This window comes from Streptomyces tendae, assembly GCF_008632955.1.
GTDB lineage: Bacteria > Actinomycetota > Actinomycetes > Streptomycetales > Streptomycetaceae > Streptomyces.
On sequence record NZ_CP043959.1, the window covers coordinates 3773378 to 3790819 of the forward strand.

Consider the following 17442-nt stretch of genomic DNA (forward strand, 5'->3'; position numbering starts at 1 on the left):
TGGGGGTGGAACAACCGCGTGTGAGAGCGCTCTCAACCCGAGTCGAGGGGGAGTCTAGCTACTGAGGCACAACTGGTCCATACCAACTTCGGGACATCTGGAGTCAGTTGGCCGCCGTCAGTGCCGTGAGGCCGCCCCGTCGACGGGGACGCGGACGGTCAGCAGGGCGACGTCGTCGTCGTTGTCGGCCGGCCGGGCCCGCTCCAGCACCAGGTCGGTGAACCGGTCCGGCGACTGCTGGGCCAGGGCGGCCGCGTGGACGCGCAGCCGCTCCATCCCTTCCTCCAGATCGCGGCCGGGCTCCTCGATGAGACCGTCGGTGTAGAACAACAGCGTCGCCCCCGGCAGGAGTTCGGCCTCCCCGTCGGGGCGGGGGCGGTCCGTACCGGAACCGAGCAGGATGCCGTGCCCGTCGGTGAGATGGCGGGCCTCGCCGTCCCGGGTGACCAGCAGCGGCGGGGGGTGACCGGCGTTGGTCCACGACAGCGTCCACCGGCCGTCCCCGACGGGGGACATCCGGGCGAACAGCAGCGTGGCCATGGTGACTTCGGTGATGTGCACGGCCGCCCGGTCGAGCCGGGAGACGATCCTGCTCGGCGGATCCTGCTGGGACCACGCGTACGCCCGCAGCACGTTGCGCATCTGCGCCATGCCCGCCGCCGCGTCGAGGTCGTGCCCGACGACGTCCCCGACGGCCAGCGCCGTGGTCCCGTCGGGCAGCACGAACGCGTCGTACCAGTCGCCGCCGACCTGCGAGGCGTCGGGCGCGGCCAGGTACCGGGCGCTCATCTCCAGCCCGGGCACGTGCGGGAGCTGCGGCAGCAGGTGACGCTGCATGGTCTCGGCGACCTTGCGCTGCCGCTGGTACAGCCGGGCGTTGTCCAGCGCCAGGCCGGCCCGCCGGCAGACGTCCTCCACCAGCGGCAGATCGGCCGCGGTGAACGGGTCCGGACGGTCCGCCCGGCCCAGGGTCAGCGCCCCGAGCACCTCGCGCAGCCCCCGGATCGGCGCGACGGCCGCGGAGTGGATGCCGGACTCCGCGAACAGCCGGCGCTGCTCCACCGCGAAGGGGGAGTCCGGCGTCCGGTGCAGCGAGGGATCGGCCAGGGCGGGGGAGACCCCGCGCAGCGCCCGGGCGAGCGGCATCAGGGAGTTTTGCGGCACGGGGGCCAGGGGGCCCTGCAAATCCTCGCGGCGCACCAGGTCGCCGTTGTCGGCGTGGACCACGGTGGTGCGCCGCACCTCGCCGCGTTCGGTGACCAGGTCGACGACCGCCCAGTCGGCGAGCTGCGGCACCACCAGCCGCACCAGCCTGCGCAGCGCCGTCTCGACGTCGAGGGTGGCGGTGAGCTGGGTGGTGGTCTCGGCCAGCAGGGCGAGCCGCTCCAGCTCGGGCAGGGGACTGATGAACCGGCTGCCCGGTGCGCGCACCTCCTCCGGGTCGTGCGGCGTGTGGAAGAGCACCAGGGTGCGATCGGCCCCGTCGTCGGTGCGGCACGGAGTGACCAGCCAGGACACCCGGACGAGGGAACCGTCGCCGCGCTCGAACCACTCCTCCTCCGACTGCACCGTGCGCCCGGCCATGTAGGCGTGCCGCATCCCGCACTGGGTGCGGGGCAGCGGAGCGCCGTACCGGCTGCGGTGCAGCAGGTCGTGCGCGTCGCGGCCGAGGAACTCCTCCTCGGGCCGGCCCAGCAGCCGCTCGGCGTGGGCGTTGACCGCAACGACGGTGCCCTTGGAGTCCACCACGTAGGCGCCGGTGCCGAGGGACACCAGCAGCGAGGCCAGCGACGCCGGTCCGGGCACCGTCCGTCCGCCCGCCCTGTTCCCGCTGTCCGCGGTTGTGGTGTCCGCGTCCCTGAAGTCTTCGCGTGTCATGCCGTACCCCCCGTCCGGCGGGCGGCCCGTTCCCGCTCGGTCACGTGGTGCCCCTCCTCCTGTGTACCGCCGTCCCGTCCGGGTGCCCCTGCCCCGGCGCGTCCGCACGCGGGTACCGCCCCCGGGTAGCCGGGGCGCCGGGACCCTCGCATCCGTTCGCGCGGTCGTCCGCCGTCGCTCACGCGCTGTCCCTCTCCGCCCGTTCGGCACGGCGCGCGGCGGCCGCCGCCTCCCGTTCGGCCCCGGCGAGGGCGTCCGCGGCGGCGTCGTCCCGCTCCTGGGCCTCCGCGCGTTCGGTCCTCGTCCGCTCCCGTTCGGTGCGGGCCCGCCCGAGCTGTTCCTCCAGCTCGGCCACCCGCTCCCCGGCCTCCCGCTCCCGCTCACCCGCCCGTTCCAGCGCCACCCCGGCTTCTTCGCGGGCGTCGCGCCGTTCAGCCAGCCGCGCCTCGGCGGCCCGCGCCTCCTCCCGCGCCCGGGCCGCACGCTCCTCCCGTTCGGCACGCCGCCGCTCGGCCGCCTCGTCCTTGCGCCTGCGCGCCGTCGGCGGCTCCGCACGCGACGTCCGGGTGGGCGCCGGATCGCGGCGGACGGGCGCGGCGGCGACCGCCTCCGCACCGAACTCCGAGGGAGGGGTGAGCACGTTCTCCACCCGGCCCGCGTCCCACACGGCCGCCGCCTCCGGGTCGGCGAGCACCGCGCGCAGCGTCGTCTCCACGTCCCGCTGGACCGTGTCCGACAGCGGGTGCCCGGCCGTCCGCGCCAGCTGCGCCGCCTGCCGCGACAGCTCGGAGACGATGCGCCTCCGCTGCGCCGACAGCTCCTTCAGACCGCTCGGGTCCAGGGTGGCGTAGGCCTCGCGCAGCGCCTGCCCCAGCTCCAGGAACTGCCGCGCCTCGTCGGGCCGTGAGCGCCGCAGCAGGTTCGCCGCCCACGCGGCGAGGGTGGGACGGCGGGCGGCGTGGATACGGCGGGCGTCCTCGGCCCGCCTCCCCGTCCGGGCCGCCGCCGCGCGTTCCTCACGCCGGGCGACGAAGTCCGACGGCGGCAGCGCGTACAGCTCGTCGAGGACCGCCTCGACGTCGTCCACCGGGCCGGCCCGCCCGTCCTCACGCCGCATGATCCCCACACAACACCGAACCCGGCGGCCCCGCACATCGGGACGGGCCGCGGGTCGTGCGGTCACGGGCAGGACGTTCACAGCCGTTCCCCGGCCACTTCGTGGTCCTTCGGGTCGTGCCCCGCGCCCTTCGCCTTGGCGCGGTGCAGCCGCAGCCGGTCCAGGCGCGAGATGACCGGCGTGGCGCTCACCCCGTGCAGCGCCACCGAGGCGACCACCGTGAAGGTCACCACCGCCCACAGCACCTCGGGAGGCACCCCGAAGTCGTGGGAGTCCAGCGCGTACGCCAGGTAGAACAGGGAGCCGATGCCGCGGATGCCGAAGAACGCGGTGACCACCCGCTCCCGGGGGCCCGCCGCAGCGCCGAGCTGGGCGGCCCACCCGGTCACCGGGCGGACGACGAGCAGCAGCAGCACGCCCACCACCGCGCCTGCCAGCTGAGCGGCGCCAGCCCGCCCTGGGCGACGAACGCGCCAGGAGGAACAGCAGCACCGCCGTCAGCAGCCGCTCGATCTGCTCCACGAAGTCGTGCAGCACCCCGTGGAAGCCGTGCGTGCGCTCCGCCGAGCGGATCCGGCAGGCGGTGACGAACACGGCGAGGAAGCCGTAACCGTGCACCAGCTCCGTCACCCCGTACGCGAGGAACGTCGCGCCGAGAGCCACGAACCCCTCGCTGTGCTCGGACAGCCGCATCGCCTGCCACCGGGCCCGGAAGAAAAGCCGGCCCAGCAGCGCCCCGACGAGCAGCCCCACGGCCACGCCCGCCGCGCACTTGTACAGCACCTCCACCAGCAGCCAGTGGCCGACACCGCCGCCGGTCAGCTGCCCGCCCGCGGCCGCCAGGGCCATCGCCCCCGCGACGAAGGGGAAGGCCAGCCCGTCGTTCAGCCCGGCCTCACCGGTCAGGGTGAAGCGAACCTCGTCCTCGTCGTGCTCCGCGTCCGTCGGCTCCCGACGCGCACCTCGGAGGCGAGCACCGGGTCGGTGGGGAGAGCACGGCCGCCAGCAGCAGCGCCGCGGCGACGGGCCAGTCCAGCAGGCCCCAGGTGAGGGCGGCGACGGCGGCTATGGTCAGCGGCATCGTGATGCCGAGCTGCCGCCACACCCCCTGCCAGTTGGCGAGGCCGAAGGGCCGGTTCAGGGCGAGACCCGCGCCCATGAGGGACAGCACCACGCAGATCTCCGCGAGGTGCTCCACCCACGGCCCGTCCGCCACCGGGTCGATCTCCGGCAGCGGGACGGGCAGCAACTGGACGACGGCGCCGAGGCCGAGGAACACCAGGGGAAGGGACAGCGGCCTGCGGGCCAGCAGCCGCGGCAGCACGGCGGCGCCGAGGGCGACCGTGCCGAGGAGGGCGAAGAGGAAGTCTGCTGTGGTCACCGCTCACGTGTGCCCCGGCCTTCTCGGGCGCAAGCAGCCCGTCCGGCCGGAAATGCCTGGCCATGACGCGTGACGTGCGACACGGGCGGGGACGGCCCGCCGGTCCGCCGCCGTGTACGCCTGTGTCGGTACGCGGGGTTACTCCCGCCGTGGGATGTCCCCGGCGGCGCGGCCCGGCACCGTGGACGGCGTGACACTCGACCGCCCCGCACGCCGGGCCCTCCTCGTCGTCCATGTCGTCGCCTCCGCCGGCTGGCTGGGGCTGTCCGCCGGGCTGCTCGCGCTCGGCCTCGCCGCGAACACGACCGGGTCGGCGGCCACGCTGGAGGCGGCCGTCCGCGCCATGAAGCTGTTCGCCGACTGGCTCCTGCTGCCGGTCGCCCTGCTGACCCTGGCGAGCGGTCTGGTCCTGTCCCTGGGCACCCCCTGGGGGCTGGCCCGGCACCGCTGGGTGTGGACCAAGTTCTGGCTGACCCTCGCCACGACCACCGCCACCGCCTTCGTCCTGCGGCCGGGCGTGAAGGACGCGGTGGCGGCCGTCTCCTCCGGTCACGCGCTGCCCGACGGCGGCGACGTCCTGATGGGGCCGATCGTGTCCCTGTCCGCCTACGTCTTCATGACCGTGATCTCGGTGCTCAAGCCGTGGGGTCTCACCCGCCGCGGCCGTCGTCTGCGGGAGGCCGCGCGCAGGCCGAGGCCCGCCGCACCCGCCCGCGTCTGACCGCGGGCGGGGACGACGGGCCGTGGACCGTCATCACCCGGCGTCACCTCACAGGGTGCGCTCCAGGCGGTCCGCCATCAGCCGCACGAAACGCGCCGGGTCCTTGGGCCGGCCGCCCTCGGCCACCACGGCCAGGGTGTACAGCAGTTCCGCGGTGTCGGTGAGTTCCGAGCGGTCCTCCCGCTCCCCGTACGCCTCGTTGAGGCCCTTCACCAGGGCGTGGTCCGGGTTCAGTTCGAGGACGCGCCTGCTGCGCGGCACCTCCTGCCCCATCGCCCGGTACATGTTCTCCAGCGCCGGTGTGAGGTCGTTCGCGTCGGCGACGAGGCAGGCCGGGGACACGGTGAGACGCGTCGACAGCCGCACCTCCTTGACGTCGTCCTCCAGCCGCTCCCGCATCCAGCCGAGCAGACCGGCGTACGCCTCGGCCTGCTGCTTCTGCTCGTCCTCGCTCCGGTCGTCCTCGCGCGCGGCCAGGTCGATCTCGCCCTTGGCGACCGACCGCAGCCGCTTGCCCTCGAACTCGTCGACGGCGTCCACCCACACCTCGTCGACCGGGTCGGTGAGCAGCAGCACCTCGATGCCGCGCTCCCGGAAGGCCTCCATGTGCGGGGAGTTGTCGATCGCCTCGCGCGACTCGCCGGTGATGAACCAGATGTCGTCCTGCCCGTCCGGCATCCGCTCCACGTACTGCTTGAGCGTGACCGCCTCGCCGTCCTCGTGCGTGGACGCGAAGGAGGCCACCGCGAGCAGCGCGTCCCGGTTGTCGGGGTCGGTGACCAGGCCCTCCTTGAGCACCGCACCGAACTCGCGCCAGAAGGTGGCGTACTTCTCCGAGTCCCCGGTCATCATGCTCTTCACCGAGGACAGCACCTTCTTGGTGAGGCGGCGCTGCATCATCCGGATGTGCCGGTCCTGCTGGAGGATCTCGCGGGACACGTTGAGCGAGAGGTCCTGCGCGTCGACGACGCCCTTGACGAACCGCAGGTACGCCGGGAGCAGCGCCTCGCAGTCGTCCATGATGAAGACGCGCTTCACGTACAGCTGCAGGCCGTGCCGCATGTTCTGCTGGAACAGGTCGTGCGGGGCGTGCGACGGGACGAACAGCAGGGCCTGGTACTCGAAGGTGCCCTCGGCGTGCAGCTGGACGGTCTCCAGCGGCTCCCGCCAGTCGTGGCCGATGTGCTTGTACAGCTCGTGGTACTCGTCCTCGGACACCTCGTCGCGCGAGCGCGCCCACAGCGCCTTCATCGAGTTCAGCGTCTCGGGCCCGGCCGCCCCGCCGTCGTCACCCCGCTCATCCTTCTCCCCGACCAGCCGGATCGGCCAGGTGATGAAGTCCGAGTAGCGCTTGACGATCTCCCTGACCTTGAACACCGAGGTGTAGTCGTGGAGCTGGTTGTCCGGGTCGGCCGGCTTGAGGTGCAGGACGACCGAGGTGCCCTGGGGAGCGTCGTCGACCCGCTCCAGCGTGTACGTGCCCTCGCCGCGCGAGGTCCAGCGGGTGCCCTGATGCTCGCCGGCCCGCCGGGTCAGCAGGGTGACCTCGTCGGCGACCATGAACCCGGAGTAGAAGCCGACGCCGAACTGGCCGATCAGCCCCTCCGCCCCGGCCGCGTCCTGCGCCTCCTTCAGCTCCTTCATGAACTGCGCCGTGCCCGAGTTGGCGATGGTGCCGATCAGCTCGCCGACCTCGTCGTACGACATGCCGATGCCGTTGTCCCGCACGGTGAGCGTGCGGGCGTCCGGGTCGATCTCCAGCTCGATGTGCAGGTCGGAGACGTCGGCGTCGAGCGTGTCGTCACGCAGCGCGGCCAGCCGCAGCTTGTCGAGCGCGTCCGAGGCGTTGGAGACGAGCTCGCGGAGGAAGACGTCCTTGTTCGAGTAGACCGAGTGGATCATCAGCTGGAGCAGCTGACGAGCCTCTACCTGGAACTCAAACGTTTCGGTCGACATGGTTCGCGATTACCTCACAGGTCCGTGGAAGCCGGATGGTGGCGCGATCACTGTAGTCAACGGAGCGTCAGTCACCGGCCGGTTCGCGCGTCCGTCCGTCCGGTCCGGGGACGGTCACCGCCGCGTCGAGCAGGGGACCGAGTTCGCGGGCCGCCGTCGTCAGGGCGCGGACGCTGCGCTCCGCCCGGGCGATCAGGATCGCCCCTTCGAGAGAGCTGATCATCAACGTGGCGAGCGGCCCGCTGCGCTGCTGGGGGACACCCATGTCCGTCAGGGCCCCGGCCACCGCCCCCGTCCACCGGGCGAAGGCCGCTTCCGCCGCCTCCCGGGTGGAGTCGGCCGTCCGGGCGCAGTCCACCGTGGCCGCGGCGACCGGGCAGCCGCCGTCGAAGCCCCCGGCCTCGTACTCGTCGGTCCACTGGCGGACCATCTGCGCGAACAGGCCGGACGGGGTCGGCTCGGGCAGCACGGCCAGGAAGCGGGCCACGCGGTCGCCGGCGTACCGGCCGGCCCAGCCCACCGCCTCGTTGACGAGCTGCTCCTTGCCGTCGGGGAAGTAGTGCTGGAGCGAGCCGCGCGGCGCCCGGGCGTGGGCGGCCACCTCGCGCATGCCGGTCGCCGCGACCCCCTCGCGCCGGATCAGCTGGGCGGCGCTGAAGACCATCCGCTCCCGCGGCCCTCGCTCGGCCTCTGCCATCCCGGCCTCCCGCACGTCCTCGTTTTCTCGTCCCCCACGGCCCATACAGCCTATGACCGGTGTCATAGAGGCCGCTACTATGACAGGTGTCATAGTCGACGGTTTCACGAGGGCTCGGGGCGGCCTCGCGCGGCGCCCGGAACGGTGGTGCGACATGCGGGTGGGTTTCATCGGACTCGGAGTCATGGGCCGGCCCATGGCGCTCAACCTCCTGCGCGCCGGCACCCCGCTCGTCGTGTGGAACCGCACCCACGCCCGGTGCGCACCCCTGCGGGACGCCGGTGCCGAGGTCGCCGGAAGCCCCGCCGGGGTCTTCGAGCGGGCGGACACCGTCCTGCTGATGCTGGCCGACGAGTCGGCGGTCGACGCGGTGCTGGCCCGGGGCACCCCCGCCTTCGCCGCCCGCGTGGCCGGTCGCACCGTCGTCCACATGGGCACCACCTCGCCGGAGTACTCGGCCGGCCTCGAGCAGGCCGTGCGCGCCGCGGGCGGCGCCTACGCCGAGGTCCCGGTGTCCGGCTCCCGCGTTCCCGCGGAACAGGGACAACTGGTGGCGATGCTGGCCGGCGACGACTCGGCCCTCGCGTCCGTACGGCCCCTGCTCGGCCCCCTGTGCCGTGAGTCGTTCGGCTGCGGGCCGGTGCCGAACGCGCTGCTGATGAAGCTCGCGGTCAACCTCTTCCTGATCACCCAGGTCACCGGGTTCACCGAGGCGTTCCACTTCGCGGAACGCCACGGACTGGACCGCGCCCGCTTCCTCGACGTGCTGGACGCGGGTCCCATGGCCAGTGCCGTCTCCCGGATGAAGGCGCCCAAGCTGCTCGCCCGGGACTTCACCGTCCAGGCCGCCGCCGAGGACGTACTGAAGAACAACCGTCTGATCGCGGAGGCCGCCCGGGGGAGAGGAGTGGCCTCCCCGCTGCTCGATGTCTGCCACACCCTGTTCCAGGAGACCGTGGCCGGCGGGTACGGCGGCGAGGACATGGTGGCGGTGCTGCGCGCCCTGGAGGCCCGCACCGCCGACGCGCGCGGGGAGCCGGCCGCCGGCGTGGGCGCGCACCCTGACGACGACGCGGCGGGGTGCCCCTAGGGCGACCGGCTCGCGGGCGGCCGGCGCCCGGCCGGCCCGCCTGAGGCCGCCGACAGGGCCGCCGCCCGGCGTGCGAGCATGGGCGGATGAGCATTCTCCGCAGGAACAACGTCCGTGTGACGGGCGCCGCCACCGGGCGTCCCGTCGTCCTCGTGCACGGCTTCGGCTGTGACCAGAACATGTGGCGTCTGGTCGAGCCCCTCCTGGCCGAGGAGCACCCCCTGGTGCTCTTCGACTACGTCGGCGCCGGCCGTTCCGACCTGTCCGCCTGGCGGGCGGACCGCTACTCCTCCCTCGACGGCTACGCCCGTGACCTGGTGGAGGTCTGCGAGGAGCTGGACCTGCGCGACGCCGTGGTGGTCGGCCACTCGGTGAGCGCGATGACCGGCGTGCTGGCCGCGGCCGCCGCCCCGGACCGCATCGGTTCCCTGGTCATGGTGTGCCCCTCGCCCCGTTACATCGACGAGGACGACTACCGCGGCGGCTTCACGGCCGAGGACATCGACGAACTCCTGGAGTCGCTGGAGTCCAACTACCTCGGCTGGTCCGCGACCATGGCTCCGGTCATCATGGGAAACCCGGACCGTCCCGAGCTCGGTCAGGAGCTGACCAACAGCTTCTGCGCCACCGACCCGGACATCGCCCGGGTGTTCGCCCGCACCACCTTCCTCTCGGACAGCCGCAAGGACCTCGAGACCGTGACCGTCCCCACCCTGATCCTGGAGTGCGAGCAGGACGTCATCGCGCCCCGCGAGGTCGGCGCGTACGTCCACGCCGCGATACCCGGCAGTGACCTGGTCACCCTGGCGGCCACCGGTCACTGCCCGCAGCTCAGCGCCCCTGAGGCCACCGCCGGGGCGATCCGCGCGTTCCTGTCCGCCGGAGCTCGGTGAACCGCGCCGGCGGTGGGCCGGACGAGCCCGGCGCGGGAGCGCCGGGCACGAGCGCTGCGTTCAGCGCGCTGCTGGAGGACTCGGCGGAGGACCTGTACGAGTCGGCGCCGTGCGGCTACCTGTCCACCCTCATGGACGGCACCGTCGCCAAGATCAACGCCACCCTGCTGGAATGGCTCGGTCTGCGCCGCGAGGACGTGGTCGGCCACAAGCGCTTCAGCGACCTGCTCACCGTCGGCGGCAGGCTCTACCACGAGACGCACTTCGCCCCGTTGCTCCGCATGCAGGGACACCTCGGCGGCATCGCGCTGGAGATGCGGGCGGCCTCCGGCAAGCGGCTGCCGGTCCTGGTCACCTCCACCCTCAAGCGGAGCGGCGACGGCGAACCGCTGCTGATCCGCACGACCGTCTTCGACGCCACCGACCGGCGCGCCTACGAGAAGGAACTGCTGCGGGCCCGCCAGGCGGCCGACGAGGCCCGCGCGCAGGCCGAGGCCGACCGCGCGCAGCTGCGTGAGGCGCTGGCGGTGCTCCAGCGCAGCCTGCTGCCCGCGACCCTGCCGGACCTCCCCGGGGTGGAGGTCGCCGGTTACTACCACACGGCCTCCCCGATGGAGCTGGGTGGCGACTTCTACGACCTGTTCGCGCTGGACGACATCCGGACCGCCTTCTTCCTCGGCGACGTCTGCGGCAAGGGTCCGCAGGCCGCGGCGCTGACCTCGCTCACCCGCTACACCCTGCGCGCCTCCATGATCCAGGACGCCGACCCGGTCGCCGACCTGCGCGTCCTGAACCGGGCCCTCATGGAGCGCTACACCGGAGATGATCCGCGCTACTGCACCGCCGTGGCCGGAGTGTTCGAACGCGCGGGGACATGCTGCGGGTGCGGTTGGCCTCCGGCGGCCATCCGCCCGCGCTGGTCCTGCGCGCGGACGGCGGCGCCGAGTACCTGAGCACCAAGGGCGGCATGCTGGTCGGCGTCCTGCCGACGGCGCAGTTCGTCGAGGTGAGCACCGTCCTGCACCCCGGCGACACGCTGCTGCTGTACACCGACGGCCTCACCGAGGCACGGGTCGGCCCCGGCCGGGAGCTCTACGGCTACGAGGCGCTGCTGTCGTTCGCCGCCGCCCGCGCCCCCGCGGACAGCCCCCGTCTGATCGAGGCCCTCACCGGTCTGCTGCGCGACTTCGGCGAAGGGCTCGACGACGACACCGCCCTGCTCGCCATCGGCGTGCCCGCCACCTCCTGACCCCTGACGCAGTTTCACGGAACGAGCAGAGTGACCCCGCCATGAAGCCCCTGACGATCGTCTCGTCGCGCACGCCCACCGGCTCCCTCCTGGAGGTCGCGGGCGACCTCGACCACAGCAACGCGCAGCAACTGCGCGGGGCCGCCGTGGGCGCCTTCCTCTCCGCGGGGCTGCTGCTCGTGGTGGACCTGGGCGCATTGGGCTTCTGCGACTCCAGCGGCATCACCGCGCTGATCGCCGTCCGCAACCACGCGGTCGCGGCGGGCGCCGCGGTCATCCTGGTGGCCGTGCCGGAGACCCTGCGGCGCCTGCTGCACATGACCGGCCTGGACCAGGTCTTCGACATCCGCGACACCCTCACCCCCCACCCGAGCTGACCCCCGGGGCCGGGGGCCGGTCCGTTCCGGCCGCCCGCTTTCCGGAGCCCGGCTGTCGTGACCGTCCGCCCTTCGTGCTCCCGCCCTTCGTGCTCCCGCCCGTCAGGGCCGTGCGCCGCGTCGGTGATCCGCTGACGAGGGCTGTTCGATTGCGGCTGGGCCATCCGGGGCACCCGGGGTGTGCCGAATGCGCCGCCGGTGGCCCGAGGGCCGTCGCGGGGCCGGCACAGGACTACGGGCAAGGGGAACCGGCGGTGACGGTGCGTATCGGAGCAGAGGAAGAATTCCACGTCCTGGACGCGGAGAGCGGGCGACTCGTGCCACGGGCCGGTGCGCTGTTGGAAAGACTCGGCGACACCGGTTTCAGCAGCGAGCTGCAGCAGTCCGCGGTGGAGAGCAACAGCCAGGTCCATGACACCCTCGACGGGCTCTACGCGGACCTGACCGGCACCCGGCGCCGCCTGGCCGCCGCGGCCTCCGCGCAGGGACTGGCCGTCGTGGCCGCGGGCACCGTGCCGCTCGCCCGGGTGACCCCGCGCGACGTCACCGCGGTGCCCCGCTTCCGGCGCATGGCGGACGAGTACCGGCGGGTCGCCGACGAACAACTCATCTGCAGCGCCCAGATACACGCCGACGTACCCGACCGCGACACCGCGGTCCGCGCCATGTGTCTGGTGTCCCCCTGGCTGTCGCCGCTGCTCGCGCTGTCCGCCAGCTCGCCGTACTGGCTGGGCTCCGACACCGGCTACGCCTCCTGGCGCACCATGCTCTGGCAGCGCTGGCCCACCGCGGGCCCGGCCGGCTGTTACCGGGACGCCGCCGAGTACGACGCGGCCGTCGCCGAACTGATCGGCTCGGGCGTCATCAGCGACGCCGGCATGCTGTACCAGGATGTACGCCCCTCGGCCCACCAGGGCACCCTGGAACTGCGCATCTGCGACGCCTGCCCGCGCGCCGAGACCGTCGTACTGATCGCCGGCCTCTTCCGGGCGCTGGTGCGCGACGCCTGCCACCGCCTGGAACGCGGCGCCGACCCCCGCTGCGACGGACACCACGAGTGGCTGCGCGCCGCCGGCTGGCGCGCCGCGCGCTCCGGTCTCGAAGGCCCGCTCGTCGATCCCTGGACCCGCCGCGCCGCCCCGGCCCAGCTGGTGCTGCGGCGCATGCTGCACCGGCTGCGTCCGGCGCTGGAGGCGTCCGGCGACTTCGACACCGTGCGCGACCTTCTCGACGAGGCGCTCGCCGCGGGCAGTGCCGCCGACCGGTTCCGCCGCGCCGTCCGCGACGAGGACCTGCTCGCCGGCATCACCATGCTGGCCGCCGAGACCCGGGGCGGACGCGCGCCGTCCCGCAGCGGCACCCGCCGCCCGCGCCCCGTGGCCACCACCCGGCGCGCGAACGGCCGGCCCCACGCCCCCCTGCACCCGGTCGCCACCCCGGGCACGCCGGGCTGATCCGACCGGACCGGCCCGTGCCGCGAACCACCGGCCACGGGCCTCACCCCGTTCCCCATCCGAGGAGAGTGTGCACATCCCCATGTCCAGTACGACGCACGCCGTCACAGGTCAGGACACCGTCACAGGTCAGGACAGCGGCACGTCCCAGGGCACCGCCCGAGGGACCGGGAGCCGAGGAAGGGAGGGACCACTGATGTGCGGCCTCAGCGGGGAGATCCGGCTCGATGGCGGACGGCCGACATCGCGGCGGTGGAACGCATGACCGACCGCCTCGCCCCACGCGGCCCCGACGGGCGCGGCCTGTGGTCCCAGGGCCCGGTGGCCCTCGGACACCGCCGGCTGAAGATCATCGACCTGTCGGACCACGGCGCCCAGCCCATGACGGACCCTCGGGCCCGTCTGACCGGCGTCTTCAACGGCTGCGTCTACAACTACCGTGAGCTGCGCGACGAGCTGCACGCCCTCGGCCACCGCTTCTTCTCGGAGTCCGACACCGAGGTGGTGCTCAAGGCCTACCAGGAGTGGGGCACCGACTGCGTCGACCGCTTCCACGGCATGTTCGCCTTCGTCATCGTCGAACAGGACACGGGGCGCCTGGTGCTGGCCCGTGACCGGCTCGGCATCAAGCCGCTCTACCTGTCCGCGACCACGGAGCGCCTCCGGTTCGCCTCGTCGCTGCCCGCGCTGCTCGCAGGCGGCGACGTCGACACCTCGCTGGACCCCGTGGCCCTGCACCAGTACCTCAGCTGGCACGCCACCGTCGCCGCGCCGCGCACCGTCCTGAACGGCGTGCGCAAACTGCCCCCGGCGACCGTGCGCGTCGTCGAGCCCGACGGCACCCAGCGCGACCGCCGCTACTGGCACCCCGTGCACACCCGCCGTCCCGAGTACGCGGACCTCACCGCCGACGACTGGACCGACGCGGTCCTGGACTCCCTGCGGACCGCCGTGCGCCGCCGCATGGTGGCCGACGTACCGGTGGGCGTGCTGCTCTCCGGCGGCCTGGACTCCAGCCTGATCGTGGCCCTGCTGGCCGGCGAGGGGCAGCAGGACCTGGCGACCTTCAGCGTCGGCTTCGAGTCCGAGGGGGACGAGGAGGGCGACGAGTTCCACTACTCCGACCTCGTGGCCCGGCACTTCGACACCCGCCACCACCAGCTGATGGTCCCCTCCGACCGGGTGGCCGGCGCGCTCGACGGGGCCGTCCGCGCCATGAGCGAACCGATGATGAGCCACGACGTGGTCGCCTTCCACCTGCTGTCCGAGCAGGTCTCCAAGGAGGTCAAGGTCGTGCAGAGCGGGCAGGGCGCCGACGAGGTGTTCGCCGGCTACGACTGGTACCCGAAGATGGCGGGCGTGCCGCGCGAGCGGGCCGCCGAGGCGTACATCGACGCCTACACCGACCGCTCGCACGCCGACATGGCGGCCGTGCTGCGTCCCGAGCTGCTGCCGGACCGCGACACCTCGGCGGAGTTCATCCGCGAACACATGGCGCGGCACGGCGCCGACACCGCCCTCGACGCCCAGCTCCGGCTCGACACGCTGGTGATGATGGTCGACGACCCGGTCAAGCGGGTCGACAACATGACCATGGACTGGGGCCTGGAGGCCCGGGTGCCGTTCCTCGACCACGAGCTGGTGGAGCTGGCCGCGGCCTGCCCGCCCGAGCTGAAGCTCGCGGACGGCGGCAAGGGCGTGCTGAAGGCCGCCGGCCGCCGGGTACTGCCGCGCGAGGTTGTCGACCGGCCCAAGGGCTACTTCCCCGTCCCGGCGATCCGCCACATGGCAGGCCCTGTCCTGCAGCGGGTCCGCGACACCCTGAACGCCCCCGAGGCCCGCGCCCGCGGGGTGTTCCGCGAGGAGTACGTCGCCGAGCTGCTGGCCGCGCCCGACGCGCACCGCACCCGGCGGGCGCCAACACCCTGTGGCAGGTCGCGCTGCTGGAGACATGGCTGCAGGCGCACGGGATCCGATGACGGCCACCGACCTTCCCAGGGGCCCGCTGTACGCCCCCGAGCCCGCCGCGCTGGCGGACACCTCGGCCCCGTACGACGTGCCGCCCCCGGCCGTGCACGGCTGCTGGTACCCCTCGCCCGATCCGAGTGGCCGCAACGTCGCCTTCGTCTGCGACCGGGCCGGGGTGCCGCAGCTGTGGACCGGCCCGGTGGACGGCGCGCAGGTACGGCTGCTCGACGGCGACCCGCACCCGGTCACGGAGGTGTCCTGGTCCCCGGACGGACGGTGGATCGCCTACACCTCGGCGCCGGGCGGCGGCGAACTCACCCGGGTGCTGTGCGTACGCCCCGACGGCAGCGGACGGCACCTGCTGGCCGGCGGCGAGTCGGGCACCTCCGCACGGCTCGGCTGCTGGCAGCACGACGGCTCCGCGATCGCGGTCACCGTGACCGAGTCCGCCCCGCCCGGACAGGCGCACGCCGACCGCCACCACGCGGACGCGCCCGGGCCGCCGGGCACCGAGCACGCCCCGCACTGGGCGGGCCGGGACGGCCGGGCGGTCCTGCTGAACCCGGCGGGCGGCCGCCGGTGGCCCGGCACCGGGAACGCGCGACAGGACTCCGGCACCGAGCAGCGGACGCTGTCCGCCTACCTGGTCGACCCGGAGGGCACGGCCGCGCCCGTCCTGCTGTTCAGCGAACGCGGCGCGGCCAACCAGCGGGTGTGCGACCTCAGCCACGACGGCCGCCTCGCCCTGGTCTACCGGGGCCCCCGCGGGCGCCGTGAGGCGCTGGTCGTACGCACCACGGACTCCTCGGTCACCTGCGCCTTCCCGGTCGCCGACGGCGACCCCTGGGTCGGCGGCTTCTCCCCTGACGCCGGCACGCTCTGGCTGCGCAGCGACGCCGGACGCGAGTACGCCGCCCTGCTCGCCGCGCGCCTCGACGCGCGCGGACAACTGCGTACGACCACGGTCGTCGCCGAACGGCCCGACTGCGGCCTGGAACTCCTCGCCCTGGGACGGGACGGCCGGCGCGCGGTGCTCGCCTGGAACCGGCACGGGGTGAGCGAGCTGGAACTGGTGCGACTGAACGCCGCCCGCCGCACCGGCCCGGGCGACGGGACGCCCCCGACGGCCGGGGCGGCGCGCCGCGTCGACCTGCCCCACGAGGTGGTCACCCGGATCGCCCCCACCGCCGACGCCGACGCGCCCGTGGTCGCGCTGTCCGGATCCCGCCGCCACGCCGGTGTGTGGTGGCTGCCGCACGGCGCGCCCCTGCGCACCCCCTGGTCCTCCCGCGACGAGGACGCCTTCCCGCCGGGACTGACGCCCGTACGGCCCACGCCGGTGCGGCCCGTGGCCCGCGACGGCCTCGCCCTCGGCGGCTGGTACTACCGCGCCCCCGGCCGCTCGCCCGGCGAGGCGGCGCCCTGCGTGCTGCACCTGCACGGCGGGCCCGAGGAGCAGGAACGCCCGGTGCTCGACCCGCTCTACCTGGAGCTGCTGGGCCGGGGCCTCGACGTGTTCGCGCCCGACGTCCGCGGCTCGTCCGGGCACGGCCGCGGTTTCGTCGACGCCGACCTCGGGACCGGACGCTTCGACGCCATCAACGACGTCGCCGACTGCGCGGCGCACGTCATGGTGCGGGGCCTCGCCGACCCCCGGCGGATGGCCGTGATGGGCCGCTCCTACGGCGGCTATCTGACGATGGCCGCCCTGGTGTGGCACCCCGGCCTGTTCCGCACCGGGGTGGCGGTCTGCGGCATGTCCGACCTGAACACGTTCTTCGAGGGCACCGAGCCCTGGATCGCGCAGTCCGCCGCGCACAAGTACGGGCATCCGGAACACGACCGGGAGCTGCTGCGCTCCCTGTCGCCGATGAGCCGCGTCGACGCCCTGCGGGCCCCGGTCCTCGCCGTGCACGGCGAGTACGACACCAACGTGCCGCCCGGCGAGTCAGAGCAGTTCGTACGGGCCGCGCGGGAGCGCGGGCTGGAGGCGGAACTGCTGCTGCTGCGTGACGAGGGCCACGACTTCCGCCGCGCCGACAACCGCCGGCTGTTCCGCCGGACCGCGGGTGACTGGCTGGAACGGCACCTGGCGGGATGACCTGTCGGCGGCACCTGTCACACTTCATGGGCGTGCGGGGGAGCGATGCGGGTAGTCGCGCGGTGTGATCGGTGAGTAAAGGCGGACCGGATGGAACCAGTTCCTGTCGACGAGGGGGAGATAGTGTCAGGCACACCCCGGCTGAGGGCCTCCTACGCCCTGGACGCCGGGGGCGCCTGGATAGCTCAGGCACGCCACCTCGCGGCCGAGTTCCTCACCCGGGCGCGGGTGGAGGACGGACTGCCGGTGTCGGAGCGTGTGGTGGAGATCACCCAGCTCGTCGTCAGTGAGCTGGTCACCAACGCCCGCAAGTACGCCCCGGGCCCCGTCGGCCTGGACCTGCGCGTCTTCAGCGACACCGTCGAGGTGGTCGTCCGCGACGCCAACCCGAACGCGCCGCGCCCCCGGGACGCCGACCCCGGGCGGGTGGGGCAGCACGGCCTGGAGATCGTCATGGCCGTCACCCAGGCCCTCGACATCCGCCAGGAAGCCGAGGGCAAGAGCATCACCGCCCGTATCTCCCTCTCCGCCTGAACCGCACCCGCGCGGGTGCGGTCCCG

Annotated in this window: 11 protein-coding genes and 3 pseudogenes; 9 read left to right on the plus strand and 5 right to left on the minus strand. The window is 73.7% G+C overall.

Annotated features, from left to right (window positions below):
• Positions 1 to 117: 117 nt before the first annotated feature.
• From F3L20_RS17250 to F3L20_RS17260, 3 genes and pseudogenes are all read right to left on the minus strand, one after another.
• A complete protein-coding gene (locus F3L20_RS17250) occupies positions 118 to 1878 on the minus strand; it encodes a SpoIIE family protein phosphatase (protein WP_150155141.1) in 1761 nt (586 codons plus the stop codon).
• 178 nt (positions 1879 to 2056) lie between these two features.
• Positions 2057 to 2995: a hypothetical protein gene (locus F3L20_RS17255; RefSeq protein WP_150155142.1), complete on the minus strand. Its 939-nt coding sequence runs from the start codon at positions 2993 to 2995 to the stop codon at positions 2057 to 2059.
• A 77-nt stretch (positions 2996 to 3072) separates the two neighbouring features.
• Positions 3073 to 4376, minus strand: a pseudogene (locus F3L20_RS17260) (cation:proton antiporter).
• A gap of 154 nt (positions 4377 to 4530) precedes the next feature.
• Between F3L20_RS17260 and F3L20_RS17265 the strand changes: the two are divergent.
• Entirely contained in the window at positions 4531 to 5097 is a 567-nt protein-coding gene (locus F3L20_RS17265) for a DUF2269 family protein (protein WP_206338789.1), read from the plus strand.
• 48 nt (positions 5098 to 5145) lie between these two features.
• On the opposite strand, the gene htpG is transcribed toward F3L20_RS17265, so the two are convergent.
• Complete coding sequence (gene htpG / locus F3L20_RS17270) at positions 5146 to 7053, minus strand: molecular chaperone HtpG (RefSeq protein ID WP_150155143.1); 1908 nt, start codon at positions 7051 to 7053, stop codon at positions 5146 to 5148.
• Between the two features lie 67 nt (positions 7054 to 7120).
• Positions 7121 to 7750 carry a TetR/AcrR family transcriptional regulator gene (locus tag F3L20_RS17275; protein ID WP_150155144.1) on the minus strand — a complete coding sequence of 210 codons (630 nt, stop codon included), beginning with the start codon at positions 7748 to 7750 and terminating at the stop codon, positions 7121 to 7123.
• 154 nt (positions 7751 to 7904) lie between these two features.
• On the opposite strand from F3L20_RS17275, the gene F3L20_RS17280 reads away from it, so the two are divergent.
• The 8 genes and pseudogenes from F3L20_RS17280 (at position 7905) to F3L20_RS17315 (ending at position 17416) form a co-directional block, all read left to right on the plus strand.
• Positions 7905 to 8840: an NAD(P)-dependent oxidoreductase gene (locus F3L20_RS17280; RefSeq protein ID WP_150155145.1), complete on the plus strand. Its 936-nt coding sequence runs from the start codon at positions 7905 to 7907 to the stop codon at positions 8838 to 8840.
• A gap of 86 nt (positions 8841 to 8926) precedes the next feature.
• The gene (locus tag F3L20_RS17285; protein ID WP_150155146.1) at positions 8927 to 9733 is read left to right on the plus strand and encodes an alpha/beta fold hydrolase; all 807 of its coding nucleotides are present in this window, start codon (positions 8927 to 8929) and stop codon (positions 9731 to 9733) included.
• A pseudogene (locus tag F3L20_RS17290) lies at positions 9730 to 10982 on the plus strand (PP2C family protein-serine/threonine phosphatase). Before F3L20_RS17285 ends, F3L20_RS17290 begins: the two are co-directional and overlap by 4 nt.
• A gap of 41 nt (positions 10983 to 11023) precedes the next feature.
• Positions 11024 to 11359 (plus strand): STAS domain-containing protein, encoded by a 336-nt coding sequence (locus F3L20_RS17295; RefSeq protein ID WP_150155147.1) that lies wholly within the window; start codon positions 11024 to 11026, stop codon positions 11357 to 11359.
• Between the two features lie 260 nt (positions 11360 to 11619).
• Positions 11620 to 12813 (plus strand): carboxylate-amine ligase, encoded by a 1194-nt coding sequence (locus F3L20_RS17300; RefSeq protein WP_431193156.1) that lies wholly within the window; start codon positions 11620 to 11622, stop codon positions 12811 to 12813.
• A gap of 196 nt (positions 12814 to 13009) precedes the next feature.
• Positions 13010 to 14792: pseudogene (locus F3L20_RS17305) on the plus strand (N-acetylglutaminylglutamine amidotransferase).
• Positions 14789 to 16882: a S9 family peptidase gene (locus F3L20_RS17310; protein WP_150157379.1), complete on the plus strand. Its 2094-nt coding sequence runs from the start codon at positions 14789 to 14791 to the stop codon at positions 16880 to 16882. Before F3L20_RS17305 ends, F3L20_RS17310 begins: the two are co-directional and overlap by 4 nt.
• Positions 16883 to 16972: 90 nt before the next feature.
• Entirely contained in the window at positions 16973 to 17416 is a 444-nt protein-coding gene (locus tag F3L20_RS17315) for an ATP-binding protein (RefSeq protein WP_150155149.1), read from the plus strand.
• Positions 17417 to 17442: the final 26 nt, after the last annotated feature.